The 23,736-nt window shown below is 69.0% G+C and carries 27 protein-coding genes and 1 pseudogene; 12 read left to right on the top strand and 16 right to left on the bottom strand.

Translation table 11 applies throughout. The features are described from left to right. Nucleotides 1–62: 62 nt before the first annotated feature. Together DL990_RS05965 and DL990_RS05960 are read right to left on the bottom strand one after the other, a co-directional pair. The gene (locus DL990_RS05965) at nucleotides 63–497 is read right to left on the bottom strand and encodes an SRPBCC family protein (RefSeq protein ID WP_125788649.1); all 435 of its coding nucleotides are present in this window, start codon (nucleotides 495–497) and stop codon (nucleotides 63–65) included. Nucleotides 498–653: 156 nt separating this feature from the next. Further along, nucleotides 654–1,550 carry an ABC transporter substrate-binding protein gene (locus DL990_RS05960; RefSeq protein ID WP_125789045.1) on the bottom strand — a complete coding sequence of 299 codons (897 nt, stop codon included), beginning with the start codon at nucleotides 1,548–1,550 and terminating at the stop codon, nucleotides 654–656. Nucleotides 1,551–1,774: 224 nt separating this feature from the next. On the opposite strand from DL990_RS05960, the gene DL990_RS05955 reads away from it, so the two are divergent. Further along, nucleotides 1,775–2,407: an ABC transporter permease gene (locus DL990_RS05955; protein ID WP_370451282.1), complete on the top strand. Its 633-nt coding sequence runs from the start codon at nucleotides 1,775–1,777 to the stop codon at nucleotides 2,405–2,407. Further along, nucleotides 2,404–3,120 (top strand): ABC transporter permease, encoded by a 717-nt coding sequence (locus DL990_RS05950; RefSeq protein WP_125788647.1) that lies wholly within the window; start codon nucleotides 2,404–2,406, stop codon nucleotides 3,118–3,120. Before DL990_RS05955 ends, DL990_RS05950 begins: the two co-directional genes overlap by 4 nt. Here DL990_RS05950 and DL990_RS05945 read toward each other — a convergent pair. The 5 genes from DL990_RS05945 to DL990_RS05925 all read right to left on the bottom strand — a co-directional run bounded on the left by DL990_RS05945 (nucleotide 3,117) and on the right by DL990_RS05925 (nucleotide 6,579). Continuing rightward, nucleotides 3,117–4,550: an aromatic amino acid lyase gene (locus DL990_RS05945; RefSeq protein WP_125798119.1), complete on the bottom strand. Its 1,434-nt coding sequence runs from the start codon at nucleotides 4,548–4,550 to the stop codon at nucleotides 3,117–3,119. The genes DL990_RS05950 and DL990_RS05945 overlap by 4 nt on opposite strands. Beyond that, nucleotides 4,547–5,101, bottom strand: coding sequence for a YbaK/EbsC family protein (locus DL990_RS05940; RefSeq protein ID WP_125798118.1), 555 nt, complete (start codon nucleotides 5,099–5,101; stop codon nucleotides 4,547–4,549). Before DL990_RS05940 ends, DL990_RS05945 begins: the two co-directional genes overlap by 4 nt. Nucleotides 5,102–5,114: 13 nt before the next feature. After that, nucleotides 5,115–5,408, bottom strand: a complete 294-nt coding sequence (locus tag DL990_RS05935) for a DUF2516 family protein (RefSeq protein ID WP_125788644.1) — start codon at nucleotides 5,406–5,408, stop codon at nucleotides 5,115–5,117. Nucleotides 5,409–5,494: 86 nt separating this feature from the next. Beyond that, nucleotides 5,495–6,175, bottom strand: coding sequence for a hypothetical protein (locus DL990_RS05930; RefSeq protein ID WP_125788643.1), 681 nt, complete (start codon nucleotides 6,173–6,175; stop codon nucleotides 5,495–5,497). After that, entirely contained in the window at nucleotides 6,172–6,579 is a 408-nt protein-coding gene (locus tag DL990_RS05925) for a helix-turn-helix domain-containing protein (RefSeq protein WP_125789044.1), read from the bottom strand. Before DL990_RS05925 ends, DL990_RS05930 begins: the two co-directional genes overlap by 4 nt. Nucleotides 6,580–6,730: 151 nt before the next feature. Between DL990_RS05925 and DL990_RS05920 the strand changes: the two genes are divergently transcribed. Beyond that, a complete protein-coding gene (locus DL990_RS05920; RefSeq protein WP_125798117.1) occupies nucleotides 6,731–7,861 on the top strand; it encodes a methyltransferase domain-containing protein in 1,131 nt (376 codons plus the stop codon). Here the strand turns inward: DL990_RS05920 and DL990_RS05915 are convergent. The 3 genes from DL990_RS05915 to DL990_RS05905 are packed head-to-tail and all read right to left on the bottom strand — an operon-like array spanning nucleotide 7,826 to nucleotide 9,261. Beyond that, entirely contained in the window at nucleotides 7,826–8,482 is a 657-nt protein-coding gene (locus DL990_RS05915) for an AAA family ATPase (protein WP_125788641.1), read from the bottom strand. The two genes, DL990_RS05920 and DL990_RS05915, sit on opposite strands and share 36 nt — an antisense overlap. Nucleotides 8,483–8,484: 2 nt before the next feature. Next, nucleotides 8,485–8,859 (bottom strand): zf-TFIIB domain-containing protein, encoded by a 375-nt coding sequence (locus DL990_RS05910; protein WP_125788640.1) that lies wholly within the window; start codon nucleotides 8,857–8,859, stop codon nucleotides 8,485–8,487. Between the two features lie 33 nt (nucleotides 8,860–8,892). Continuing rightward, complete coding sequence (locus tag DL990_RS05905; protein WP_125788639.1) at nucleotides 8,893–9,261, bottom strand: VOC family protein; 369 nt, start codon at nucleotides 9,259–9,261, stop codon at nucleotides 8,893–8,895. A gap of 60 nt (nucleotides 9,262–9,321) precedes the next feature. On the opposite strand from DL990_RS05905, the gene DL990_RS05900 reads away from it, so the two are divergent. After that, complete coding sequence (locus tag DL990_RS05900) at nucleotides 9,322–9,822, top strand: CGNR zinc finger domain-containing protein (RefSeq protein WP_125798116.1); 501 nt, start codon at nucleotides 9,322–9,324, stop codon at nucleotides 9,820–9,822. Between the two features lie 357 nt (nucleotides 9,823–10,179). Here the strand turns inward: DL990_RS05900 and DL990_RS05895 are convergent, their stop codons facing one another. Next, entirely contained in the window at nucleotides 10,180–11,478 is a 1,299-nt protein-coding gene (locus tag DL990_RS05895; RefSeq protein ID WP_125788637.1) for a DUF445 domain-containing protein, read from the bottom strand. Between the two features lie 29 nt (nucleotides 11,479–11,507). Between DL990_RS05895 and DL990_RS05890 the strand changes: the two genes are divergently transcribed. Next, entirely contained in the window at nucleotides 11,508–12,671 is a 1,164-nt protein-coding gene (locus DL990_RS05890) for a pyridoxal phosphate-dependent aminotransferase (RefSeq protein ID WP_125798115.1), read from the top strand. Nucleotides 12,672–12,683: 12 nt separating this feature from the next. Here the strand turns inward: DL990_RS05890 and DL990_RS05885 are convergent, their stop codons facing one another. Further along, nucleotides 12,684–13,157: an RNA polymerase sigma factor gene (locus tag DL990_RS05885; protein ID WP_125798114.1), complete on the bottom strand. Its 474-nt coding sequence runs from the start codon at nucleotides 13,155–13,157 to the stop codon at nucleotides 12,684–12,686. A gap of 376 nt (nucleotides 13,158–13,533) precedes the next feature. Here DL990_RS05885 and DL990_RS05880 point away from each other — a divergent pair, with 376 nt between their 5' ends. Next, the gene (locus tag DL990_RS05880; RefSeq protein ID WP_233620404.1) at nucleotides 13,534–14,622 is read left to right on the top strand and encodes a hypothetical protein; all 1,089 of its coding nucleotides are present in this window, start codon (nucleotides 13,534–13,536) and stop codon (nucleotides 14,620–14,622) included. A gap of 513 nt (nucleotides 14,623–15,135) precedes the next feature. Here the strand turns inward: DL990_RS05880 and DL990_RS05875 are convergent. Further along, nucleotides 15,136–16,590, bottom strand: a complete 1,455-nt coding sequence (locus DL990_RS05875) for a PLP-dependent aminotransferase family protein (protein ID WP_125798113.1) — start codon at nucleotides 16,588–16,590, stop codon at nucleotides 15,136–15,138. 61 nt (nucleotides 16,591–16,651) lie between these two features. On the opposite strand from DL990_RS05875, the gene DL990_RS05870 reads away from it, so the two are divergent. Then, the gene (locus tag DL990_RS05870) at nucleotides 16,652–17,296 is read left to right on the top strand and encodes a YitT family protein (protein WP_125798112.1); all 645 of its coding nucleotides are present in this window, start codon (nucleotides 16,652–16,654) and stop codon (nucleotides 17,294–17,296) included. A gap of 102 nt (nucleotides 17,297–17,398) precedes the next feature. On the opposite strand, the gene DL990_RS05865 is transcribed toward DL990_RS05870, so the two are convergent. Further along, nucleotides 17,399–17,923 carry a Clp protease N-terminal domain-containing protein gene (locus DL990_RS05865; protein WP_125788632.1) on the bottom strand — a complete coding sequence of 175 codons (525 nt, stop codon included), beginning with the start codon at nucleotides 17,921–17,923 and terminating at the stop codon, nucleotides 17,399–17,401. After that, on the bottom strand, nucleotides 17,923–18,132 hold the full coding sequence (locus DL990_RS05860) for a sigma factor-like helix-turn-helix DNA-binding protein (RefSeq protein ID WP_004559389.1): 210 nt from the start codon (nucleotides 18,130–18,132) through the stop codon (nucleotides 17,923–17,925). Before DL990_RS05860 ends, DL990_RS05865 begins: the two co-directional genes overlap by 1 nt. 62 nt (nucleotides 18,133–18,194) lie before the next feature. Between DL990_RS05860 and DL990_RS05855 the strand changes: the two genes are divergently transcribed. Continuing rightward, nucleotides 18,195–18,968: a protein phosphatase 2C domain-containing protein gene (locus DL990_RS05855; protein WP_125798111.1), complete on the top strand. Its 774-nt coding sequence runs from the start codon at nucleotides 18,195–18,197 to the stop codon at nucleotides 18,966–18,968. A 53-nt stretch (nucleotides 18,969–19,021) separates the two neighbouring features. Next, nucleotides 19,022–19,573: pseudogene (locus tag DL990_RS05850) on the top strand (DUF998 domain-containing protein); the annotation flags it as partial. A 78-nt stretch (nucleotides 19,574–19,651) separates the two neighbouring features. Here the strand turns inward: DL990_RS05850 and DL990_RS05845 are convergent. Next, entirely contained in the window at nucleotides 19,652–20,656 is a 1,005-nt protein-coding gene (locus DL990_RS05845) for a D-cysteine desulfhydrase family protein (RefSeq protein ID WP_125798110.1), read from the bottom strand. 75 nt (nucleotides 20,657–20,731) lie between these two features. Here DL990_RS05845 and DL990_RS05840 point away from each other — a divergent pair, with 75 nt between their 5' ends. Genes DL990_RS05840 through DL990_RS05830 form a run of 3 tightly spaced genes read left to right on the top strand, consistent with a single transcriptional unit; the run spans nucleotide 20,732 to nucleotide 23,549 of the window. Beyond that, on the top strand, nucleotides 20,732–22,153 hold the full coding sequence (locus DL990_RS05840; protein ID WP_125798109.1) for an amidase: 1,422 nt from the start codon (nucleotides 20,732–20,734) through the stop codon (nucleotides 22,151–22,153). After that, nucleotides 22,150–22,698, top strand: coding sequence for a TetR/AcrR family transcriptional regulator (locus DL990_RS05835; protein WP_199746285.1), 549 nt, complete (start codon nucleotides 22,150–22,152; stop codon nucleotides 22,696–22,698). Before DL990_RS05840 ends, DL990_RS05835 begins: the two co-directional genes overlap by 4 nt. Then, nucleotides 22,695–23,549, top strand: a complete 855-nt coding sequence (locus DL990_RS05830) for an oxygenase MpaB family protein (RefSeq protein ID WP_125798108.1) — start codon at nucleotides 22,695–22,697, stop codon at nucleotides 23,547–23,549. Before DL990_RS05835 ends, DL990_RS05830 begins: the two co-directional genes overlap by 4 nt. The last annotated feature ends 187 nt before the right edge of the window (nucleotides 23,550–23,736 follow it).

The raw sequence follows: 23,736 nt of genomic DNA, 5'->3' as shown, positions 1-23,736 counted from the left end.
GCCCCGTATTCACGATGGGTACAACGAGCTAACCGGGGCGACCATTCCGATTGTGGCGAGCGCTACACGACCTCGGCGAGTTTGCCGAGCACGCCCTCGTAGATCCGCTTGAGCCCGCCGGGCGCGAAGGTCTTCTCGAAGAAGCCGCCGATGCCGCCCGCGCCGTCCCAGGTCGTCTCGATGCGGACGAGACTGCCCTCCGGCACCTCGCGAACGGTCCACGTGGTGACCATGCTGGAGTTCGCGTCGGTCTCGACGAGAGTGCCTTCGGACGGCTCGGTCACCGTCGCGGCGACGTCACGCACACGCTTCGACGTCGCCTGAAGCTTCCAGCTCGCCTTCGTGCCCGCGCCGACGCCGCCTTCAGTGACCTCGTAGTCGCGGTAGTGCTCCGTCAGCAACTTCGGCCGGGTTTCGGTGTAGTCCGCGACGAGCGCCCTGACCTTGTCCGCCGGCGCCTCGATGGTGCGCTCCGCGATGGCCGTGACCTTTCCCATCCCACTCCCTTTCACCCGTGTTGCAACGACAGCGTCCACGATTGCACCGCTGTCCGCAGCCGGAGCGGGCGCCCCCTGCCCCGAACGCCATGAAAGGTCCTTTCCTTGCAAATTTTGCGAGGAAAGGACCTTTCATGGCACTCGCGAGGAAGAGCCTCAGATGAGGGACTTCTCCTTCAGCCACTCCTTCGCGACGTCGCCCGGCTTCTCGCCGTCCGCGTCGACGCGCTTGTTCAGCTCACGCAGCTGCTCGGTGTCGAGGGCCTTGCTCACGGCGTTGACGGCGGCCGCGAAGTCGGCGCCGCGCTCGTCGAGGACCTTCTGCTTCACCGCGGGTACGACGTTCTCGGTCGGCACGATGGCGAGGTCGTCCTCCAGCGCCACGAACTGCGGGTCGCCGACGAGCGGGCTCACCGAGTCAACCGGGATGACGGTGACCTTCCCGGATCGCAGCTGCTCGACGCGCGGGCCCGCTTCCTGCACCGTCTGGAAGGTGGCTTTCAGCTTGTAGACGTCGGTGAAACCCTTGAAGCAGGGGAGCCGCTCCGCGCACTCGGGCGCACCGGCGACGACGACGTTGTCGATCTTGGCCAGATCGCTGATCTTCGCCAGCCCCTTCTCCTTGGCGAGATCGGCCTTCACGATGTAGGTGTTCTTGTTCTCCGCCGGCGACTGCTCCAGCAGGGCGATGCCGTCGGGCTCGAACAACTTCTTGAGCTGCTCGTGTTCGCCCTTCGCGTCCTTCGCGGCTTCTTTGCCGAATCCGGTGCTGATGGCGGCACCCTGGTACTCCGGGACGAACTGGAGCTCACCGGATTTCAGCGCCGGGTAGATCAGCTCGCGCGAAGCGAGGTTCAGCTTGCGGGTGATCGGATAGCCCTTGGCCTCCAGCGCGTTCGCGTACAGCTCGGCGAGGATCACGCTGTCGGTGAAGTTGAAGGAGGCGACCACGATCGGCGCCCCGCCCTTGCTCTGCGCGGCCGGGGCCGCCGCGTCGTCGCCACCCCCACAGGCGGTCATACCGAGGACGGCGGCGGCGAGCACCGCGCCCACTCGAACATTCCGTGTCCAGCGCACGTGCACACTCCTATGACTCGTTCAGAGGAATGGACAGTATCTCCGGGTCACGACAGAATCCACATTTTGAGAGTTGCGCCCCGTACGCTCCCAGAGAACGGAATTCGGCGCCCCGATCGGGGTAAGGTCGGCCGGTGCGAGCATCCTCCGTCTTCCCCGTTCCCGCCCAGGGCGGGCGGCCGCTCTTCGAGTGGCGGTGGGTGGACCGCCATCTCGACGAGATCTTCGAACGGCTCGGCGAGCACATCACGTTGACCGCGGCGGCGCTCGCCATCGGGCTGGTGGTGTCGATCGGTGTTTCCGTGGTTTCGCTGCGTCGCCGGTGGTTCTACGTCTTCGCGCTGAGCGTGGCTGGTTCGTTGTACGTCATCCCGAGTCTCGGCGCCTTCGCGGTACTGGTGCCCTTCACCGGCCTGACGTCCTTCGCGACCGCGGTCATCCCTTTGGCGACGTACACGTTGCTGATCCTCATCCGCAACATCGTCACCGGCGTCGAACAAGTGCCCAAGGAAGTCCGGGAAGCCGCCATAGGCATGGGTTTCACGCGTTCGCGGTTGCTGTGGCAGGTCGAACTACCGCTCGCGCTGCCGGTGGTGATCGCGGGGCTGCGGGTCGCGGCGGTGACCACGATCGGGCTGGTGACGGTGACTTCCATGCTCGGCAAGGGCGGCCTCGGGTACTTCATCCGTAACGGGATCCAGACCGCGACACCGAATCCGACGTCGATCATCGTCGGCGTCGGGCTTTCCGTGGTACTGGCCGTGGTGGCGGATCTGCTGCTGTGGCTCGGTGGGCGCGCGCTCGCGCCGTGGTCGCGGAAGGCGGCGCGATGAGCATCATCGACCAGGCCATCGAGTGGCTGGGCGAACCGGATCGCTGGAGCTGGACCGAACCGGCGGGGGTGCCGTACCGGACGGTCGAGCATCTCCAGTTCTCCTTGGTGGCGCTGGCGATCTCGGCGGTGTTGACGATCCCGCCCGCGTTGTGGCTGGCGCACTACCGCCGCGCTCAGTTCCTCGCGACGAGCGCGGTGAACATCGGCCGCGCGATTCCCAGCTTCGGGCTGGTGATCCTGTTCTGGTTCCTGGCTTCCCGGCTGGAGGTCGACACGACGTTCTGGCCGCTGATGCTCGCGCTGGTGGCCTTGGCGCTGCCGCCGTTGTTCACGAACACCTACGCGGGCGTCCTGCAGCTGGAGCAGGAAACCGTCGACGCGGCGCGCGGAACCGGTTACCGCGAGTGGCAGATCATGCTGCGCCTGGAGTTGCCGCTCGCGTCACCGGTCATCCTCGCGGGTGCCCGCGTCGCGTTCCTGCAACTGGTGGCGACCGTCGCGATCGGCGCGATCGTCAACGACGGCGGCGGGCTCGGACGGTACATTGTGGACGGTTTCGCGCTCGGCGATCCGGGCCACGGCGAGATCCTGGCGGGCGGCATCGCGGTCGTCATCCTGGCTTTGGTGTGCGAGGGCGTTTTCGCGCTCGTCACTCGCTGGGTGACTCCGCGCGGGCTGACGCTCCAGTCCCGCGCGGATGCCCGGACCTAGTCCAAGGTCGTCAGGTCGTTGAAGTACGAGTCCCGCAGCACGGCGACCAACGCGGTCACCTCGGGCCCCAGCGGCCGATCCGCCACGACCGGTGGAACCAGCCCGCTCAGCCACTCGTAAGCGACACGAAGCCAGGGCGAACCATCCCCGGATGCCAGGAATCGCGCCTGCGAACCCGTGATCAGTTCGCAGGCCGTGATGGCGAACATCCGCGCACAAGCGTCACGCAGCTGATTCCCCGCCGCCCAGGCGAACGCCTGCACGTCCTCCTGCCCACCGGAGGTGTCGACGGAACCCAACGTCGCGGGCGTGGCCAGCCGCCGTAGCGCGTGCAGTTCCCCCACCGCGCGTTTGTGCAACGGCACCAACCCCGCCTGCGGCCCCGGCTCCACCGCGAGTTGCGCGGACAGGCCGCTGAACCGCTCGTCGAGCAACCGGTGCGTCCGCTGCACGCTCACTTCACCGAGATGCACGAGCGCCGCCGTCACCGCGTCCATTCGCAGCCCGAGTTCGACGGCGTGGAATCCCGTCGTGGACACGAATTCGCCGTCGAGGAAGGACGGCGAGTCGGTCGGCATCGAACGCCGCAGGACGGCACCCAGCTCGTCGTTCACCCGCGTCAGGTGGGCGATCGCCCGCGGCGCGACGCGCACGGAGATCGGCGCCTGGACGACTTCCGGACGCACGGTGGAACCGTCGAGCAAACCACCGATCTCGTACAGCACCGACTCCAGCACGCGGTCGTCTCCCGCCAGCGCGGGGCGATAGATCGCTTGCGGCGCACCGAGGACGTCGATCGCGATCGCGGCGGCCAGCGTCTGGAAGTCCACCACCTGCCGGACTTCGGTCAGCGCGAACGCCGCGAGAGTCTCGGCCAATGGCGAGCCCTGGATGAGGGTCGCGCCCTCCTTGAGACCCGGCTCGTACGGCTCCGCCAGCACCTCCGACGCGGGCGTCTCGACGCCGTCCACCAGCACGGTTCCGACGCCGAGAAAAGTCTGGAAGGCATGCGCCAGCGGGATGATCTCACCGGCGCTGCCCAGGCCCGTCCTCGGCACGGCGGGCGTGAACCCCTCGTTCAGCCGGTCGACGAGGAACGTCACCAGCTCCGGGCTCGCGCCGGCCTCGGGCGCGAGCAGATCCCGCAGGCGCACCAGCAAAAGCCACCGCACTTCGGCGGCCGAGAGCCACGGCGGACCGCCGACGGCCCGGCCGATCAGCAGATTCCGTTGGTGTGCGCTCGATGCGGGCGAAGCGACTCCCGCGAGCCGCCCCATCCCGGTGTTCACGCCGTAGACAGGGCGGTCGGACAGCGCGGCGAGGACGCGGGCGCGGTTCTCGCCGAGGCCGACGAGCAACGCGGCGTCGATCTCGAGGAATTCGGCCTCGAACGCCGAAGCCAGCGAGAAGTCCTTAGTGGACAGTCTCACTCGACGGGACGCGCGAGACCGTCGATCACTTCGGCACCGGGCAGGGACGCGAGGGTCGAGCCCGAGATCAGCAGCTTGCCGCCGCGGACGCCGCTGCCGATGACCAGTTCGGGTTCGTCCGCGACGCGCTGGTCGATCAGGATCGGCCACCCCTCCGGCAGGCCGACCGGCGTGATGCCGCCGTACTCCATGCCGGTGAGCGAGACGGCCTCGTCCATCGGGGCGAAGGAGGCCTTGCGGACGTCGAGGCGGCGCTTGATGACGCCGTTCACGTCGGCGCGGGTGGTCGCGAGGATCATCGCGGCGGCGAACCGGACCTCGCCGGCGCGTTTGCCGGCGACGACGACACAGTTCGCGGACGCGGAGAGCGGTGAGCCGTACGCCTCGCAGAAGGCGGCGGTGTCGGCCAGGTCCGCGTCGATCTCGACGACGGCGCCGTCGTCCGGATCGGGAAGGGCGGCGAGCGCCTTGGCGACGGGCTCGGCGAGCAGGTCCGTGCGGGAGAGGGCGGGGACGACGGTGAGGGTTCCGGCGATGGTCCAGTCAGTCACACCGCCACCCTAATCACCAGTTGCGGCCGCCGCGCTGGACCTCGATGAGCTTGGGGCGGACGTCCACGAGGTAGACCAGGACCGCGACCAGCGCGGGCAGCCACAGGATCATGCCGCCGCCGTAGAACTCGAAGAAGGTCAGCACCACGGTGGCCCCGCCGGTGATGAGCATCCAGATGGGTTTGGTCTTGCGATCGGCGGCGGAATACGCGTCCGCGCGCTGCAGCAGCGCATGCACGAAAGCGAACAGCCCCGTCAGTGCGCCGCCCCAATGAATGGCGATGAGGATCCAGGTGGCAACGAACACGAAGTCAGCTTACGTCAAACCGGGCGAATGACCCGGGCCCCTGGCACCGAAGGCGGTGCCAGGGGCCCGGGAGTCCACGCGGATCTTTACTTCTCGGTGGTCTTCGGCGCGGTGGCCGGCTTCTTGGCGACCGGGCTGCTGGTGGTGCGGCGCGCGGGGGCCGTGGTCTTCGGCGCGGTCTTGTTGGCGACCTTGCGCGAAGCCGAGCGAGTCTCGTGCGCGAGGTCGTCGCCGATCTCCTCGACCTCGTCGGCGATCTCGCCGGCGACCTCGGTCACCTTGCGGGCGGTCTTCTCGCCCGCCGAGCGGGTGCCCTTGGTGACCTTGCCGAGCACGGTGTCGATGCGCTCACGGGCATCGCTGGTGGCGTCCTCGACGCGGTCCTGCGCGGTGCTCAGCGCGTCCTCGAGCTGCTCGATGGCCTTCTTGACCTGCGGCTGCGCGGCGATCTTGTCCCACGCCTGCTCGCCGGACTCGGCCAGCTTGTTGTACAGCTTCAGCGCGGCCTCGGTGTACTCGTCGATGACCTTGCGCAGCTCGGCCGGGTCCAGCTTCTCGCGGAGGCCCTCGACGTCGTGCGGCAGCTCTTCGATGTTCTTGCGGGCGCTCTCGCTGCCCTCGACGACGCGCTCCTTGGCCTTCGACACGGCGTCGACGACGGCCTGGCCTGCCAGGTTGCCGGCGCCGAGGGCGGCCAGCAGCGGGGTGCGGACCTGGTCGAGGGCGGTGTGCTTGCGGTCGGTCTTGTTCTTCGTGGCCGTGGTCATGCTGACTCCTTGGATTCGGTGGCTGGTTCTGGGGTTGTCGCCACCGGTTCTGGCTTCGCGGCGGCGTTCTCGCGGCGGAACGATTCGTAGACGTCGAGCAGGACCTGCTTCTGCCGTTCGGTCAGCTCGAGGTCGGCGCGGATCGCGTCGCCGACCGGGCCGCCCGTGGGCAGATCGAGGATTCCCGCTTGCACGTAGAGCGCCTCGGCCGAGATTCGCAGGCCTTTGGCGATCTGCTGCAGGATCTCCGCGCTGGGTTTGCGGACCCCGCGCTCGATCTGGCTCAGGTACGGATTGGACACGCCGGCGAGTTTCGACAGCTGCCGCAAGGAGATCTTCGCGTTGCTGCGCTGCTGGCGGATGTACTCGCCGATGTCGGAAGCGATGTCCGCGACCTTCTCCATCGGCCCGCCCGATGCGGGCTGGTCCCGGTTGGTGTCTGACATCGGTCACCTCCTCGCGACGTCTTCAACGCTACGCCCGAGTGCTAGCTATTGCAAGCACTCTGCTTGCAACCATCGGGTGTGTTGGTGCTCACCCCGCTACCGTGGAGGGATGTCGAACGCGACGCGGCTGCGGCGGCGCCTCGTCGAGCATCTGCTCGCCGAGGGCGTGCTGCACGACGCGCACTGGATGTCCGCGTTCCGCTCCGTGCCGAGACACGTCTTCCTGCCGCGGATCTTCGTCCCGGCGTCGAACGGCTGGGCCGCGATGGAGCACGGCGACGAAGGGTGGCTGCGCCGCGTCTACTCCCCCGACGTGCTGGTCGTCCAGCTCGACGACGACTCCGGGCTCTGGGAACGGGCGCGCTATCTCGGCGCGCAACCGGGAACGCCGACCAGTTCGTCCAGCCAGCCGTCGATCATGGCGATCATGCTCGAAGAGCTCCGGGTCGCCGACGGGCACCGCGTCCTCGAGATCGGCACGGGCACCGGCTACAACGCCGCCCTGCTGTGCCATCGGCTCGGTTCCGGACTGGTGTACACAGTGGACATCGACCCGGAGCTGGTCGACGCCGCGCGCAAGCGGCTCTCGGAGATCGGGTTCGCGCCCTCGTGCGTGGCGGCCGACGGCGCCGAGGGTTTCCCGGCGGGCGTGCTCTACGACCGGGTGCTGTGCACGTGCTCGGTGTCGTCGATCCCGCCCGCGTGGCTGGAACAGACCATGCCCGGTGGACTGATCGTCACCACGCTGAACCGGCCGATCGGCGGCGGGCTCGTCCGAATCGTCGCCGGTGAAGGCGCGACGGGACAAGGGCGGGTGCTCGCCCGCGACGGCCGCTTCATGCCGCTGCGCGCGCACCGCTTCAAGCCGTCGAAGGCGCTCGAAGGCGACGTCGCTTGGCGGCCGACGCGGCTGCCGATGGGAGCGATCACCGAGGTCCGCAGCCGCTTCGAGTTCTTCGCCGGGCTCCAGCTTCCGGGCGTGACGGCCGCACGAGAAGGCCAGAGCACCACCCTGATCCACCCGGACGGCTCATGGCTGCGACATCGACAGAAGGGCAGCGAGTTCGAAGTGGCCGAAGGCGGCCCGCGACGGCTGTGGGAGGTCGTCGAGAGCGCGTACGAGGAGTGGCGCGATCTCGGCGAGCCTGGGCGGGACCGGTTCGGGCTCAGCCTCGACGGCGAAGACCAGGTGATCTGGCTGGATTCACCCGATGGCCGCAGCTGGCCGTTGCGCCCCTGAAAGCAGGCCACGCACCCACTTCTCGACGTGGTCGACGGCGTCGTCCACCGGAAGGCTGGTGGTGTCGAACAGTTCGACCGGCGGATCCATCGAGGGCGCTTCCGCTTGCAGCCACTCGTTGAACTCCAGCATCTCCTCGACCCGCTCCTCGTCCCACTCGCGCCAGGCGGGCCGCGCGAGCAAACGCTTGCGCAGCGCGTCGGGCTCGCTGACGAGCGCCAGGTAGTGGATGTCGGAGAAGAAGACGCGCTCGGGCAGCCGCTCGAATTCGGGCGGCGCGACGGTGCCGCAGAGCACGACCGGCCTGCCGTTCTGGTGCAGCATCGCCGCCATCCGCAACCAGGTCGAGCGGAACGCGGGATGGCCGGGGACGTCGTCGCGCAGCGCTCCCGTCCACAGCACGTCCTGCTCGACCACGAGCGCGAGATCGCCGAGCCGTTCCGCCAGCCGCGGCCCGACCGTCGACTTGCCTGCTCCACTCGGCCCGGTCAGCGCGAAGAGCGGAAGCCGCCGGAACGGCCACCGGTGCGCGCACACCGCGCACACCAGCAGCCCGCTCTCGACTTGTGGCCGTTCGGCGCGATCACCGCAGGCCGGGCAGATCTTGAGATCGAGGACCACGGTCAGTCGAAGAGACCCTCGAGGAAGCCGCCCTTACGACGCTTGTGGCCGTAGCCGTGCGGCGAATCCGCGTAGCCCCCGCGGTGTCCCTTGGGCGAATCCGCGTACCCGCCGCGGTACCCCTTCGGCGAGTCGGCGTACCCGCCCCGGTGCGGGCGCGGGGAGTCCGGACGGCCGTAGTGCGGCGCGGGCGCGTGGCCACCTCCCTGATACGGCGGAGGGGGCTGGTGCCCGCCGTAGTACGAGTTCTCGGCACCGGCGATGGCCTCCAGCTCGCCCCTGTCCAGGAAGATGCCGCGGCATCCCTGGCACTGGTCGATGTGGACACCGTTCTTGTCGACGGTCTTCATGGCGTTCTGGCACTTCGGACAAATCACGTATCAGAGATTACGCATTTTTCGCGTCCGAGGTCAGCAGGCGCACAGACAAAACGGGTGTCCGGCCGGATCCGCGTACACCCGGAAGGTCTCCGGGGCGTCGTCGAGCAGCTTCGCGCCGATCTTCAGCGCGCGCTCGTGCGCGGCTTCCATGTCCGTGACGTCGAGGTCGAGGTGCGCCTGCTGCGGGTTCTCCGCGGACGGCCACTCCGGCGGCCGGTAGTCCGGCACGCGCTGGAACGAGAGCCGCGCGCCGCCTTCCGGATTCCGCAGAGTCACCCAATGGCCGTCTTCGGCGACTTCGGCGGGCTTCCAGCCGAGCAGCTCGCGGTAGAACTCCGCCAGCGCGACCGGATCAGGGCAGTCGAGGGCCACCGCGCCGAAGGTCGGTACCGCACCCATGGTTCAGCCTCCTGAATGATCGAGTAACCAGCGAACTGAGTATGCGGGTTATCGGAGCCGATGACAACAGGTGCCGCCCGTACACTGGGCGAGGTGAACACCGACGCGTCCCTGGTGGTCGAGTTTCTGAACACGGTGAACGTCGAACGCGGCACCGACCTCCTGGACGATCTGGAGTCCTGGCAACGCTGGGCCAGGGATCACCGGCTGCGAGCGGATACCCCCGCGGCCGCGCGCGAAACCCGGGACGCGCTGCGCGCCGCCATCGGCGACCCGAGACTGCCCCGGCTCGGCCTGCGCGCACCGGCGGAGATCATCCTCGGCCAGGAAGGCCCGCTCCTGGCCGCGGAAACGGTCACCGAGGCCGTGCTGGCGGCGTCGACCCGGCTGACCGTGCTCGGCGACTGGATCCGGCTCAAGATCTGCCCGGCGGACGACTGCCTGTGGGCGTTCTACGACGAATCACGCAACCGGTCCAGGACGTGGTGCTCGATGCGGGCCTGCGGGAACCGGGAGAAGGCGCGGACCTGGCGGGCACGGACCGCGGACGTCTCGACCTGAGGCCCCTGACCCGCAAGTAGTCACCTACTTGCGGGTGTGAGCCGCGCGTAACTCGCGTGCTTGAGGCCGTAACTCGCGTGATCGGAGGCGTAACTCGCGTGATCGGACGAGTTACGCCTCCAAGCACGCGAGTTACGGCTCCAAGCACGCGAGTTACGGGCTGCCGACCGGAGCTCGCGTGTCGCCGCGCATCCCGCGACCACAACTTCTGGTGTCACCCACCCCCGAGTTACCCCCAGGGGTTGTGCACACCGTTAGGCCAAAAACGTGAAAAGCTGTGGATAACCCTGGGGATGACTCCACTTCCTGTGGACAACTCGCGGTAAGGGTTCCGGAGTGTGGTATACGCGCCGCCGCTCAGAAGAGCAGCTGCGCGACCGCGTAGATGACGAGTCCGGCGAGCGCGCCGACCACCGTGCCGTTGATCCGGATGAACTGCAGATCCCGGCCGACCTGGAGCTCGATCTTGCGCGAGGTCTCCTCGGCGTCCCAGCGCTCCACGGTGTCGGTGATGATCGTGGTGATCTCCTGGGAGTAGTGGGTGACCAGGTAGGCCGCCGCACCCTCCACCCAGGTGTCCACTTTGGACCGGATGTGGTCGTCGGAGACGAGCCGCCCGCCGAGGGCCTCGAGACCGGTGCGCACCCGGCGCCGCAGCTCGCTCGACGGATCTTCGGCGGCGTTGAGCAGCATTTCCTTCGCCGTCGCCCACGCCGAGCCGATCAGCTTCTGCACCTCGTCATGCCCCAGCATCTGGGATTTGACCTGTTCGGCGCGCGCCATCACCTCGGGGTTGGTCTGCAGGTCGAGGGCGAATTCGCCGAGGAACTTGTCCAGCGCCAGCCGCATGGGGTGGTTGACGTCGGTCTTCACGGCCCAGACGAAGGACAGCACCTCGCCGTAGACCTTGTCCGCGAGCATCTCGTCGACGAACTTCGGCGACCAGCTCGGTGCCCGGTCCGAGACCACGCGCAGCATCGTCGAGTGGTTGTCCCGCACCCACTCGTAGCCGCGGTCGCACATCAGGTCCACCAGCTTGTGGTGCGCCCCGTCGGCGAACACGCCGGCCAGGATCTTGCCGAGCGGCGGGCCCCACGGCTTGTCCACGATCCGCTTGACCACGGCCTGTTCCATGATCGCCTGGACGTCTTCGTCGCGGAGCACCTTGACCGCGGCCCGAACGACGGTGGCCAGTTCGGACGTCACCCGCTCCGCGTTGGCGGGCTGCGAAAGCCAGCCGCCGAGCCGCTTCGAGACCTCGACCCGGCTCAGCTTCTCGCGGATCACGGACTCGGACAGGAAGTTCGAGCCGACGAAGTCACCGAGGCTGCTGCCCAGCGCGTCCTTCTTGTTCGGGATGATCGCGGTGTGCGGGATCTTGATCCGCAGCGGATGCCGGAACAGCGCCGTCACCGCGAACCAGTCGGCGAGCGCGCCGACCATCCCGGCTTCGGCGGCCGCGCGGACGTAGCCGACCCAGCCCGGCCAGCCCGCGGCCTCGGCCCAGCTGGTCAACAGGAAGATCACCGTCGCGCCGAGCAGGAACGACAGCGCGACCATCTTCATCTTGCGCAGGCCGCGCGCCTTTTCCTCCTCAGCGGCGGTTCCACCGGGCGGATCGGCTGGGGTCACCTTGGCGGGCGTCAGTTGCTCCACACCGCCATTGTCCGTGAGGATGGCTGATCGTGCGCGAACCTGTCCTCGTACCCCGCCTCCAGCCCTTCACCTCGACCATCTTCGCGGAGATGACGGCACTGGCCGTCCGCCATGAAGCCGTCAACCTCGGCCAGGGTTTTCCCGACACCGACGGGCCGGCCGGAATGCTCGAAGCCGCCAAGAACGCGCTGTTCGGCGGCGCGAACCAGTATCCGCCGGGTCCGGGCCGTCCCGAGCTGCGCGCGGCGATCGCGCGGCACCGGCTGCGGTACGGCACCGCGTACGACCCCGACACGGAGATCCTGGTCACCGCCGGCGCGACCGAGGCCATCGCGGCGTCATTGATCGCGCTGACCCAGGCGGGTGACGAGGTCATCGTCATCGAGCCGTACTACGACTCGTACGCGGCCGCGGTCGCCATGGCGGGCGCGGAGCGGCGTGTCGTCGGCCTGGTGGAACGCGACGGCCGGTTCGCGCTGGACATCGAGGGCCTGCGCGCCGCGGTCACCGACCGGACCAGGGCGATCCTGATCAACTCACCGCACAATCCGACCGGCACGGTGTTCACGCGCGCCGAACTGGAAGCCGTCGCCGCGCTCTGCGTGACGCACGACCTGATCGCGATCACCGACGAGGTGTACGAGCACCTGGTCTTCGACGACGCCGAGCACCTGCCGCTGGCGACCCTGCCCGGCATGCGCGAACGGACCGTCTCGATCTCCAGCGCGGGCAAGACGTTCAACTGCACCGGCTGGAAGATCGGCTGGGTCTGCGCGAGCCCCGAACTGGTCGCGGCGGTGAAAGCGGCGAAGCAGTTCATCACCTTCGTCTCGGGCGGCCCGCTCCAGCCGGCCGTGGCCCACGCGCTGGACCACGAACTGCCGTGGGCCGAAGAGCTGCGCACTAGCCTCCAGGACAAACGGGACCGGCTCGCGGCGGGCCTCGCGGACGCGGGGTTCGCGGTCCGGCCGACCGCCGGGACGTATTTCGTCTGCGTCGACGTCCGCCCGCTCGGTTTCGAAGACGCCGCCGAACTGGCCTGGGAGCTCCCCGAACGGGTGGGCGTGGCGGCCGTGCCCGTAAAGGTGTTCACCGATCACCCGGAAGAGTGGAAACACCTGCTGCGTTTCGCGTTCTGCAAACGCAACGAGGTCATCGACGAAGCGGTCACCCGTTTGCGCAAACTCCGGTGACTCGTCCGATGTTCACGCCCAGCCGCCTTTTGCGAGCATCCGTCTGAGCCGGTCGAGACACCGTCTTCGCACCCTGCCCACACTGGCCGGACTGATGCCCAGTTCCCCGGCGATCTGGGCGTAGGACAGCTCCGGCCGGTGTGCCAGCAGGCGGATCAGCCGTCGATGCGAGTCCGGCAGACGATCGACCGCCATCCAGAGCGCGCGGTCGCGTTCCGCCCGGATGACCTCGGACTCCGGGGTCGTCTCCGCATCGGGGAGCGGACGCGGTGTTTCGCGCCTGTTCCTGGTGATCATCCGGAGCGCACGGCGTCGCGCGGTGGTCGTCAGCCAAGCTCTGAGCTTCGCTTCGTCACGTAGCGCGCCAGGTGCGCGAAGCAGTTCCAGCCAGGCGTCCTGACAAACGTCCCTGGCATCGGCTTCGCTCAAGCGGTAGGCCTTCAGCGCCTTGAGCACCACGGCCGACACCGCGTTCACGTCCCACATCCCGGACTCTCCCCTCCCGGCGGCTTGCGCCCGCCGCGCCGATCACCGAACGCGACTTCGACGGCACGCACCGCAGCGGGGATCCGGTTCGAGGGTTGAAAACATCAGGTCACCGAGGATTTGAGTAGTTCCACCCCTCCCCGGATGGCCGCCTGTCACATACCGAGAGTGATCGACTTCGGTACTCCAGGCACCGGAGCCGGTTGCGTCGTTCCGCCTAACGGGCTGGATCGGCGGCGGCTGAAGTGAAACACTCCCCTCCGGTGCTAAAACTGGTGCAGCCCCGGGGAACTGTGACCTGACCGGAAGAGACCCCAAAGCAAGATCGAACTCACGCGGAAAACGTGGGCTTCAGGCGCGGACGGTGGTGATTGCTGTGACTGGTCCGGCAGTCGTGCGCCGTCGCGGCCTCAGTGCACCGAAAACCGGCGCGCGAATCCTTTTCGCGGGCGGGCTCGCGCTCTCCGGCTGGATCCTCGGCGCCGTCCTGAGCGCCCCCGCTTCGGCCGACGAGAAGTCTCCCGTGACGCCGGAGACCTCCGTGGTCCAGCCTTCGGACGAAGCCGGATCCGGGAAAACGACTACTCCCGAGGAGCCCACTGAGTCCACTTCGGACTCCACCGAGACCGAGATTCCGAAATCCGCTGAGACCACCGAAACCCCGGCAACCGAGCCTGCTCCCGTCGTGAACGAGGAGCCTGAGGCCGCTGTCGAGGAAGAGGCCGTTTCGAGCGCGAGTTCCGTCGAGAAGACCTCTTCTCCGGAGCCTGTGGCGAAGACCGCGAAGTCGTCCAACGGTTTGCTGGGCGGCCTCATCGGCGGCGTGCTGAACGTCGTCACCAACACGGTCGGCGGCGTCGTCGAAACCGTCGGCGGGGTCGTCGGCGGAATCGGCGACCAGGTCGTCGCGCCGATCCTCACGCCGAATCCGTGCTGCGGCGGGGGTGACCCGGTGATCCTGCCGGGCACCGGCGACATGCTCGATCCCGTTTTCGGCGGCGGCTCCGGTGAGTCGGCGAGCGGCTCGGTCAGCATCGCCGTCCCGGCCAAGACCGCCACGGCGAACACGCCCGCGCCGAACACCCCGGCGCCGAGTCCGTCCGCTCCCGCCGAGGCGCCCGTTCCGGCGACGGCGGCCCAGAACCACCGCGTCACCCTTCCGGTCCGGGTCAAGTCCGACGTCCAGCCCGCTCCGGGCGCGCCCGCCGAGTCCGACACGCACGCGTCCCCCGATGGCGGCGGCTCGGGCGGCGGTGGCGGCATGCCGAACACGCCGGTGGCCCCGATCGCGCCCACGACGACCGCCCAGCCAGGGCACGACAACACCGGCGGCGGCCGCGGGCCGCTCGCCGTGCTCGACGCCGGAATCCCCGCCACGCAGCTGAAACTCCTCGGAACCGGCTGCGACCACGAAGGCGAGCGCACCGGCAGGGAAGCCGCGCTTCCCGCCACCTCCCCCGACTGACCTGACCGGGTCGCCGGGGAGAAGTACGTCCAAACCAAGATCAACTTCGGTTTTCGACGTCCGTTGACTCCTCTGGCACAAGCCGCTTTCGCCTGCCCCTCTTTCAGGCAACCCCTTTGTCTTTCCGAACGGCCGACCGCGCCCGGCCGGTTCGGATCCCGGCCCCGGCGCCGCGCTGCCCCTGCGGCGCCGGGACCAGCACCGGGTGGACTTCGGGGGCTTCTGCTCACCGCGCCGAGCAGGAGCCGGCCAAGCTCGAAGTCCGCCTGAACCGCGGGCGGTTCCCGGCACGTCGAGGGGCTGTGCCGGGTAACCGCCGCGGTGCCCGTCCCGGGGTTTCGACCTCGGGGCGGGCCGGATAGCCGGTGCGCTGGTCGTGCGGCGCCGATGCCCTCCCTGGAGCATCGGCCGCCCCGCCGGCGCACCGGCTATTTCCGTTTCCGCCCCTTTCCCGCAATTCGTCACCTACTTGCGGCTTTCACCCCTCGCAAGTAGGTGACGAATTGCGGGGAGTCAGGTGACCTGGACGGCCACCGGGGCGACCGTCGTGGGTGTCGCGGCCACCGAAGCGGCGGCCGCGCCCAACCGCCGTACGGCCTCGAAAAGCCTCTCGGCCGGAAGCGCGTACGGCAGCCGTAGCCAGCGCTCCAGTCCACCGTGGACACCGAACCGCGAGCCCGGCGCCACCTGCACCCCGTGCCCCGCCGCCGCGACGGCCAGCCGCGTGCTCATCGGCTCCGGCAGACGGCACCACAGCGAAAGCCCGCCGGGCGGCACGGTGAACGTCCAGTCCGGGCAGTACCAGTTCAGCGCGCCGGTCAACGCGTCACGCAGGGCCAGCGTCTCCTGGCGGCGGTGCGCCAGCGCGGACCCGCCGTCGTCGAGCAGTTCGGCGAGGACGAGCTGCTCGAAGACCGGCGACCCCAGGTCGACGGCGAACCGCGCCGCGACCAGCCTGCCGATGACGTCCTCGGAAGCGCGGATCCAGCCGAGCCGCAGCCCCGCCCAATGCGACTTGGACGCGGAGCCGATCGTGATGCCGAGATCGCCCGCGAACGCGCCCAGCGGCGGCGGCCCGTCGACCGGATCGCCTTCGAGGTCCAGCTCGACCAGCGTCTCGTCGATGATCGCCGGGGTCCGCGCACGGCTCAGCGCGGCCGCGAGCCGCTCCCTGCCGACGGCGTCCAGGCGCAGACCGGTCGGGTTCTGGAAGTCCGCGACGAAGTACGCGAGCCTCGGCGCGGATTGCCGCAGCGCGGCCTCGATCCCGACGATGTCCCAGCCGGTGACCGGATCCAGCGGCACCGGGACCGGGATGGCGTGCGCGGCGCCGATGGCCTCCAGCGAGTTCGGGTACGTCGGCTGCTCGACCAGCACCCGGTCGCCGGGACCGGCCAGCATGCGCAGGACCTGCACGAACGCGTGATGCGCGCCGTTGGTGACCATCACCTGATCGGCGTTCGTCGGCAGCCCGCGTTCGGTGTAGCGCCGGGCGATCCGCTCACGCAGGATCCGCAGGCCGCGTACGTGATAGCCGTTCTCACCGAGGTGGTCCACGAGCGCCTTCCGCGCGGCGTCCACGGCGGGCACCAGGCCGGGGATGGCAGGCGGACAGGCTTGTGCGAGGTCGATCAGGTCCTCGCCGGCCGGCAGGATCGGGTCCCGGCCGCGACCGCCGGGTGACGCGATCCAGGAACCGGCTCCACGACGGCTGGCGACCAGACCGTCGGCCCGCAGTTTGTCCAGCGCGGCACCGATCAGCGTGCGGCTGACCTCCAGCGCGTCGGCGAGCTCGCGTTCGGCCGGGAGCCTGGTGCCGAGCGGGAGCCTGCCGTCGAGGACCAGCAGCTCGACGGCGGCCGCGAGATCCGCCGCACCGTGTCGAGAACCACTCTGCCGCCAATTCCCCAGCAAAACGGCCAATTTCGCACCCGAAACGCGTCCAGTCAGCGGGATCAGCGGTTCCATAAGGCCAATTGTTCCAGATTGGCCATGGTCAAGGTAGCCACTTACCCCCGATCGTGCACTCGTGGCACTGAAACTCGATCTCCGACCCGTCGGCATCTCCCAAGACACCACCCGCCGCTCGATCCAGCTCGTCGCCGGACTCGTCCTCTACGGCGGCAGCATGGCCATGCTGACCAGGTCAGGACTCGGCCTCGACCCGTGGGACGTGCTCCACGAAGGCCTGATGAAGATCACCGGCCTGTCGTTCGGCACGGTCACCGCGATCGCGTCGGTCCTGGTGCTCCTGCTGTGGATCCCGCTCCGGCAGCGGCCGGGGATCGGCACCGTCGCCAACATCGTGGTCATCTCGCTCACCGTCGACTTCGTGCGACTCTTCCTGCCCGACCAGGACGTGCTCGGCTGGCAGCTCCTCAACCTGGTCGCCGGTGTCGTGCTCAACGGTCTCGGCGCCGCGGTCTACGTCGGCGCGCGGCTCGGCCCCGGCCCCCGCGACGGTCTGATGACCGGGCTGTCGGCCCGGACGGGCAAGTCGATCCGCCTCGTCCGGACCCTCATCGAGATCACCGTTCTCGCGGCGGGCTGGCTGCTCGGCGGCACCGTGGGCGTCGGCACGGTTCTCTACGCGCTCGCCATCGGACCGCTGACGCAGGCGTTCCTGCCGTACGTCATCTGGCGGGAGCGCTCCTCCGTCCAGCCGCGCGCGTAACTCGCGTGATCAGGGACGTGACTCGCGTGATCAGAGGCGTAACTCGCGTGCTTGGAGACGTAACTCGCGTGTGCGGCCTCGGATCACGCGAGTCCGGTGACACTAGCTGGCCTCCCGTTGGTCCAGCAGGCGCCGGACGGCGAGGTAGTCGATACCCCGCTGCGCGAGGACGTCGGCGGCCACGCCGGGGACGGCGGTCATCGCGAGCAGGAGATGCTCGCCTTCGATGCGCTTGCTGCCGACGTCGATGGCTTCGCGAAGGCTCTTCTCCAGCACCTTCTTCGCTTCCGGTGTGAACGGCCGATGGCCGCGCCCGGTACGACGGCCGCCGGTCAGCGCGCCGGGGCCGTGGGTCTGCTCGACCCGCTCGACGACGTGCTCGACGTCGATGCCGAAGCCGCTCAGTGCTTCGACGTCGGCGTCGCTCATCCCACCCCGGCGGCGTACTCGCCGGAGGTCGTCGGCGAGTTCGTCCGCCGGGCAGCCCAGTGCGGTGAGCACGCCGGTGTGCCGGGCGAGGGACGTCAGCAGGTGCAGTGGGTCGACGTTCCCGGACACCTCGTCCGACGCGACGCGCTGGGCTCCGACGACGACTTCGCGGGCTTCGGTGGTGAAGCGTTCGAACATCAGTGCCTCCCGTACTTCTTGTGCACCGCTTGCCTGCTGACCCCCAGCTCGGCCGCGATCTCCTGCCAGGACCAGCCGTGCACCCGCGCGCTGCGGACCTGCACGGCCTCGAGTTGTTCCAACAGCCGGCGCAAGGCGGCGACGGCGCGCAATCCCACTCGGGGATCGCGGTCACCGGCTCGCGCGGCCAGATCTGTCGCTTCGGTCATGACGTCAACCTACGTTGACATCACGCCCACGTCAACCTCGGTTGACAGTTAGGGTCGGGGACATGCCCCAGATCTCAGTGGCGGAAAGGGACGGAGTAGGCGCGGACGGAGCGACGCGCCCGACCGAAGACCATGTCGCCGTACTCGGTAACGCCGTGGTGGTGCTCGACGGGGCGACCGCGCCGCGGCCGGATCTGCCGTCCGGCGGCTGGTACGCGAGCCTGCTCGTGCACAGTCTGTCGCGGGCTTTGAGCACGGAACCCCAGGCGGATCTCGCGGTGCTCCTGGCCGAGTCGATAGCCGACGTCGCACGTCGTGAAGGCCTCGAACCGGGGCGATCGCCGTCGAGCACGGTCGCGATCGCACGTTGGACGGACGACACCGTCGACGGGCTGGTGCTCGCCGACAGCCCGATCGTCGCCTTCGGTCCTTCGGGTGCCGATCCGCTCACCGACGACAGGCTGGTCTCCCTGCGCGAAGACGGCCAGCTCCGTACAGGCGCCGACGTCCGCGCGAAACGCAACGCGCCGGACGGCTTCTGGGTCGCCGAAGCGGAACCGAAGGCGGCCGCCGAAGCCGTACGCCGCAGCTGGCCGCGCTCGGAGGTCGACGCCCTGCTCCTGGCGACGGACGGTGTCGCGATCGGTGTCGACGAGTACGAGCTGTTCGACTGGCCGGAAGTGCTCGACATCAGCAGGCAGCGTGGTCCGGACGCAGTGCTCGACGCGGTGCGCACGGCGGAGAAACAGGACCCGGACGGCGAGCGCTGGCCCCGCGCGAAAAGGCACGATGACCAGCTACTGGTACTGGTCGACTTCGGGGTAGCCCCAGGGTAAAACCGGGGGCTTCCCGGATCGGAAATCCGCGACGGCACGACCACGCTGAACGCATGACGTTCCCTGGGGAGAGATCGAGGACCAAGCCCTGGCTGATCGCGTCTGGCGCGGCCATCGGCTGGGCACTGTTCACGATGGTCGTGCTCCACCTGATCAGCTCACGCGATCCGGTGTTCGACACGCTGTCCAGTTACGCCTACGTCGACCGTGGCACCGGCATGCTCGGTGCCAGCGTGCTCTCCCTGTCGATCGGCTCGCTCACCGCGCTCGGCGCGCTGGCCGCGGCCGGGATCCAGCTCAGCCGCACCACGAAACTGCTGTTCGTGCTGTGGTCGCTCGGGTTGGCGGCGGCCGCGATCTTCCCGGCGAGCTACCCCGAATTCCCGGATCCGGTCAGCGGCGAGATCCACCTGTACGCGTGCCTGATCGCGTTCCTCAGCCTGCCCGCCGCCGGATTCACCCTGCGCGACAACCTGCGCGGAACGCCCGCGGCCAAGCTGGTCGGCCGCCTGGCGTGGGGCAGCGCGGCAGGGCTGATCGTCTTCGGGCTCAGTTTCATCTTCGTGCGCCTGTCCGACATCCCGTTCTTCAAGACGCTGACCGACATCGCGCCGGTCGGTGTCATGCAGCGGGTTTCATTGGTGGCGCACGTGGTCCTGATCGCCGGGATGCTGAAGGTCGCGTCAGCGGCTCACCGCGTCGGCGAACTCGGGGGCGTACCCGTAGAGGCCGGGCAAACCGCCCGTGTGCAGGAAGACAACGTGCTCGTCGGCCGCGAAATGGCCTTCGGCGGCCCAGTCGATCAGTGCGGCGCCCACTTTGCCGGTGTACACGGGATCGAGCGCGATCCCTTCCGTACGGCCGAAAAGCCGCACCGCGTCCCAGGTCCCGTCGGTCGGGATGCCGTAGCCGGGGCCGATCGTGCGGTCGTCGATATGCAGGCCGTCGAGTGACGGCGGCTCGGTCCCCAGCAGTACCGACGCCGCGATGGTGAGATCGGCCAGGTTGTCGAGGGCCTCGTCGATCGGATGGCTGACGCAGGCGATGTCCAGTGTCAGCCAGTCGAGGTCCGCCGTTCCGACGATGAGCCCGGCGGAGGTCCCGCCGCTGGCGTGCGGGGCGACCAGCCGTGCCTTGGTGATGCCCAGCTCGGCGAGCTGCCCGGCGATCTCCCGTGCGGCAGCCACGTAGCCGAGCGCCCCGACGCCGTCGGAACCGCCGACCGGGAACGTGGCCACCTCGCGGCCCTCGGCCGCGGCCTCGGTGATCAGCCGCTCGTAGGTCCTTCCGGTCTCCTCGCCGTCGCGGCAGATGTGCACGTTCGCGCCGAAGAGGTGGTCGAGGGACACGTTGCCGGACCGCTCGTACGCTTCGCCGTCGCGAGGGACCTTCGCGGTGAGCACGAGTTCGCACCGCAATCCCAGCTTCGCGCAGGCCGCGGCGGTCTGGCGGCCATGGTTGGTCTGAAGCGCGCCGAAGGTGATCACCGTGTCGACGCCGCTCTCGATCGCCGCGCCGAGCAGGAACTCGAGTTTGCGCAGTTTGTTGCCGCCCACGCCGAGTGGATGCACGTCGTCCCGCTTGAGCAGCAGGTTCGGCAGACCGAGGGCCTCGCCCAGCCGGGGTGCCGGATGCAGCGGCGTCGGGTAGCCGCCGAGGTCGACGCGGGGGAAGCGATCGAGGTTCATGAAAGTCACGTAACCACATCGAAGCTACTCGGTGGTATCGTTCGTTTGAACGAACGAGACGTGCAGGGGGATCCCATGACCACCTCGAAGGCGGACCTCGTCGATGGGCCCTCGGCGGTAAAAAGTGCCTCGGACCTCGCGTTCACCGGCCTGGCCGAACAGGCCTCGATGCTCGTCGCCGGAGTCACGACGTCAGTCGAGCTCACGCGCTTGGCGCTCGAAAAGGCCGAAGCCAGTCAGCCGGTTCTCAACGCCTTCAAATGCCTTCGCGCCGAAGAAGCCCTTCGCGAGGCCGAGGAGGCCGACCGGAGGCTCGCCGCCGGCGAAACCGCTCCCCTGCTCGGCGTCCCCACCGCGATCAAGGACGACCTCGACGTCACCGGGCTGCCCACGGCGTTCGGCTGCGAAGGCGACTTCTCCGTCGCGACGGCGGACTCCCCGCCCGTCGCCGCGCTCCGGCGGGCGGGCGCGGTACTGATCGGGAAGACCAACACCCCGGAACTCGGCCAGTGGCCGTTCACCGAAGGCCCGGCGTTCGGCGCGACCCGCAACCCGTGGGACACCGAACGCACCCCGGGCGGTTCCTCGGGCGGCGCGGCGGCGGCCATCGCGTCGGGGGTGATCGCCGCCGCGCTGGGTTCCGATGGGGCCGGGTCGATCCGGATCCCGGCCGCGTGGACCGATCTGGTCGGGATCAAACCGCAGCGCGGCCGTGTCCCGACCGAACGCGAACTCTTCCACGGCCTGACCGTGGTCGGCCCGCTCGCGCGCACCGTCGCCGACGCGGCCCTGCTGCTCGACGTCGCGGCGGGCACCGGCACCGCGTTCCAGTCGGCCGCCCGCCGCGAACCGGGCCGGATGCGGATCGGGCTGTCCACACGGATCCCTTTCACCGCGACGAAAACCCGGCTCGGACCGCAGGCGCACGCGGCCGTCGTCCGGCTCGCGGAGCGGTTCGCCGAACTCGGCCACGAGATCGTCGAGATCGAACCCGACTACCGGCTGATCGGTCTCACCTTCCTGCCGCGTTCGCTCGTCGGCGTGCGTGACTGGGCCCGTCGCGTCCCGGAGCAGGCGCGGCTCGACCCGCGCACCCGCGCCAACGCCCGGCAGGGCTCGGCACTCGCCGGACCGGCGCTGAGCCTCGCCCGCGCCGCGGAACCGTTGCTGCAACGGCAGATCGGCTCGGTGTTCGGCCGGGTGGACGTCGTCCTCACGCCGACCACCGCGACGCCACCACCGCGGATCGGCGCCTTCGACAAGCTCACCGGGTGGCAGACCGACCAGGCCATGATCGCGGCGTGCCCCTACGCTTGGCCGTGGAACGTGCTGGGCTGGCCGGGCGTCAACGTCCCCGCCGGGCTGAGCCCCGAAGGTCTGCCGCTCGGCGGGCAGCTGCTCGGCCCCTCGCACGCCGAGGAACGGCTGATTTCGCTGGCCGCGCAACTGGAAGAGGTCGAACGGTGGCAGGACCGCAAACCCGAGACCGCTTGGTGAACACCCGCGAGACCATTCTCCACGCCGCGCTCAAGGTGGTCGGGGAACAGGGCGTCGGCGGGCTGACCAACCGCCGGATCGCGACCGCGGCCGGTGTCTCGCTCGGCACGCTGACCTACCACTTCCCCAGCCAGACCGCGTTGCTGCGCGAGGCGATGCTGCTGTTCGTCGAAGAAGAGACCACGAAGCTCACCGGCTTCGTCGACGCCTACCGCGAACAGGGGTTGAGTGTCGAGCAGGCCGCGTCGGTGGTCGAGCAGGTCATCGCGCAGCTTCCGTTCGGCACCGACGAACTCGGCGCGCACGAGCTGTATCTCCAGGCCGCGCGCGACCCTGGGCTCCAAGACGCGGCCGCGCGGTGCTTCGCCGCCTACGACGAGCTGGCGCTGGTGATCCTGCGGACGCTCGGCGTGCCGTCCCCGGAGCGGTTGACCGGTCCCGTCGTCGCGCTGATCGCCGGACTCCAGTTGCGCAGACTGGCCACGGGTGCTGACGGGGTCGCGGTGGCGCAGTCGTTGATGATGCTGGTCCGCGGCGCGTCATGACCGGGCCGCCGATCGTCAAGGGGACGGCGGCGTGGAAGTACTTCGGCGACTTCCGGGCCGGGTTGCTGGCGGGTCAGGTGCTGGTGCTGCAGGTCGCGCATCCGGTCGTCGCGGCCGGGGTGCGCGATCATTCCGACTACGTCGAGGATCCGTGGACGCGGCTGATGCGCACCGCCGCTTCGCTGTCCATCTACATCTACGGCGGCCCGGAGGGCGCGCGGTACGAGGCGGACAGGCTGCGGGCACTGCACCGGTCGTTCACCGGTGTCGACGACGGCCGCCGTTACAGCGCGCTGAACCCGCACGCGTACGCCTGGGTGCACGCCACGCTCGTCATGGTTCCCGTTGACACACAACGGTTCTACGGAACTCCGATGACACCGTCCGAATTGGACGAATACTACGCGCAGATGTGCGACGTCGGGCGACTACTCGGCCTGCGCGAACAGGATCTGCCGCCGACGTGGCCGGAATTCGAGCGGTATTACGCGGACATGATCGACGGCTTCGGCCCGAACGAGACGATTTCGACGCTGTTCGAAACAATCCGGACGGTGAAGAAACCGTGGCGATGGCTGCCCGACAAACGCTGGGTGCGGCTGCGACGGTGGCAGCACCGGGGGCAGATGTTCGTCATCCGCGGCACGTTGCCGCCCGCGCTGCGGGATCGTCTCGGTCTACAGTGGACAGAACGGGACCAGCACCGATTCGACCGGTTCCGTACGCTGGTGAGGCTGATCGGCAGGCTGGTGCCGGTGACGTTGCGGTCTTCGCTCGTCCGCCGGATCGGCAGGCTCAACGTCTGGTTCCGGGCGCATCCGCGCGCGTATCGTTTCCTGGGTGGCTCCTGAGTGGTAAGGACAGCTACCGACCGACCGTGTCTTGGGTGCCTACTGGTCAGGTGTCGCGCGATTGGATGGACGACACGTGTGATTGCTTGGACGACACACGTGTCCAGACGGACGACTCGCGGCGGAACTGACCCGCGGACCCGTTAACGGCTCGACCCCTTCAGACCCCACCGGAGTAAGGGTCATC

Source organism: Amycolatopsis sp. WAC 01416 (genome assembly GCF_003947485.1).
Classification (GTDB): domain Bacteria; phylum Actinomycetota; class Actinomycetes; order Mycobacteriales; family Pseudonocardiaceae; genus Amycolatopsis.
Note: the sequence above shows the minus strand (reverse complement) of the source record. Positions and strands in the feature narration are given on the sequence as shown.

Bases quoted from the DNA above. Each gene is read 5' to 3' on its own strand.
- DL990_RS05965 (WP_125788649.1), bottom strand. From the start codon at position 497: ATGGGAAAGGTCACGGCCATCGCGGAGCGCACCATCGAGGCGCCGGCG.
- DL990_RS05950 (WP_125788647.1), top strand. From the start codon at position 2,404: ATGAGCATCATCGACCAGGCCATCGAGTGGCTGGGCGAACCGGATCGC.
- DL990_RS05930 (WP_125788643.1), bottom strand. From the start codon at position 6,175: ATGACCACGGCCACGAAGAACAAGACCGACCGCAAGCACACCGCCCTC.
- DL990_RS05925 (WP_125789044.1), bottom strand. From the start codon at position 6,579: ATGGAGAAGGTCGCGGACATCGCTTCCGACATCGGCGAGTACATCCGC.
- DL990_RS05920 (WP_125798117.1), top strand. From the start codon at position 6,731: ATGTCGAACGCGACGCGGCTGCGGCGGCGCCTCGTCGAGCATCTGCTC.
- DL990_RS05905 (WP_125788639.1), bottom strand. From the start codon at position 9,261: ATGGGTGCGGTACCGACCTTCGGCGCGGTGGCCCTCGACTGCCCTGAT.
- DL990_RS05900 (WP_125798116.1), top strand. From the start codon at position 9,322: ATGACAACAGGTGCCGCCCGTACACTGGGCGAGGTGAACACCGACGCG.
- DL990_RS05885 (WP_125798114.1), bottom strand. From the start codon at position 13,157: ATGTGGGACGTGAACGCGGTGTCGGCCGTGGTGCTCAAGGCGCTGAAG.
- DL990_RS05875 (WP_125798113.1), bottom strand. From the start codon at position 16,590: ATGGAACCGCTGATCCCGCTGACTGGACGCGTTTCGGGTGCGAAATTG.
- DL990_RS05865 (WP_125788632.1), bottom strand. From the start codon at position 17,923: ATGTTCGAACGCTTCACCACCGAAGCCCGCGAAGTCGTCGTCGGAGCC.
- DL990_RS05860 (WP_004559389.1), bottom strand. From the start codon at position 18,132: ATGACCGAAGCGACAGATCTGGCCGCGCGAGCCGGTGACCGCGATCCC.
- DL990_RS05855 (WP_125798111.1), top strand. From the start codon at position 18,195: ATGCCCCAGATCTCAGTGGCGGAAAGGGACGGAGTAGGCGCGGACGGA.
- DL990_RS05845 (WP_125798110.1), bottom strand. From the start codon at position 20,656: ATGAACCTCGATCGCTTCCCCCGCGTCGACCTCGGCGGCTACCCGACG.
- DL990_RS05840 (WP_125798109.1), top strand. From the start codon at position 20,732: ATGACCACCTCGAAGGCGGACCTCGTCGATGGGCCCTCGGCGGTAAAA.
- DL990_RS05830 (WP_125798108.1), top strand. From the start codon at position 22,695: ATGACCGGGCCGCCGATCGTCAAGGGGACGGCGGCGTGGAAGTACTTC.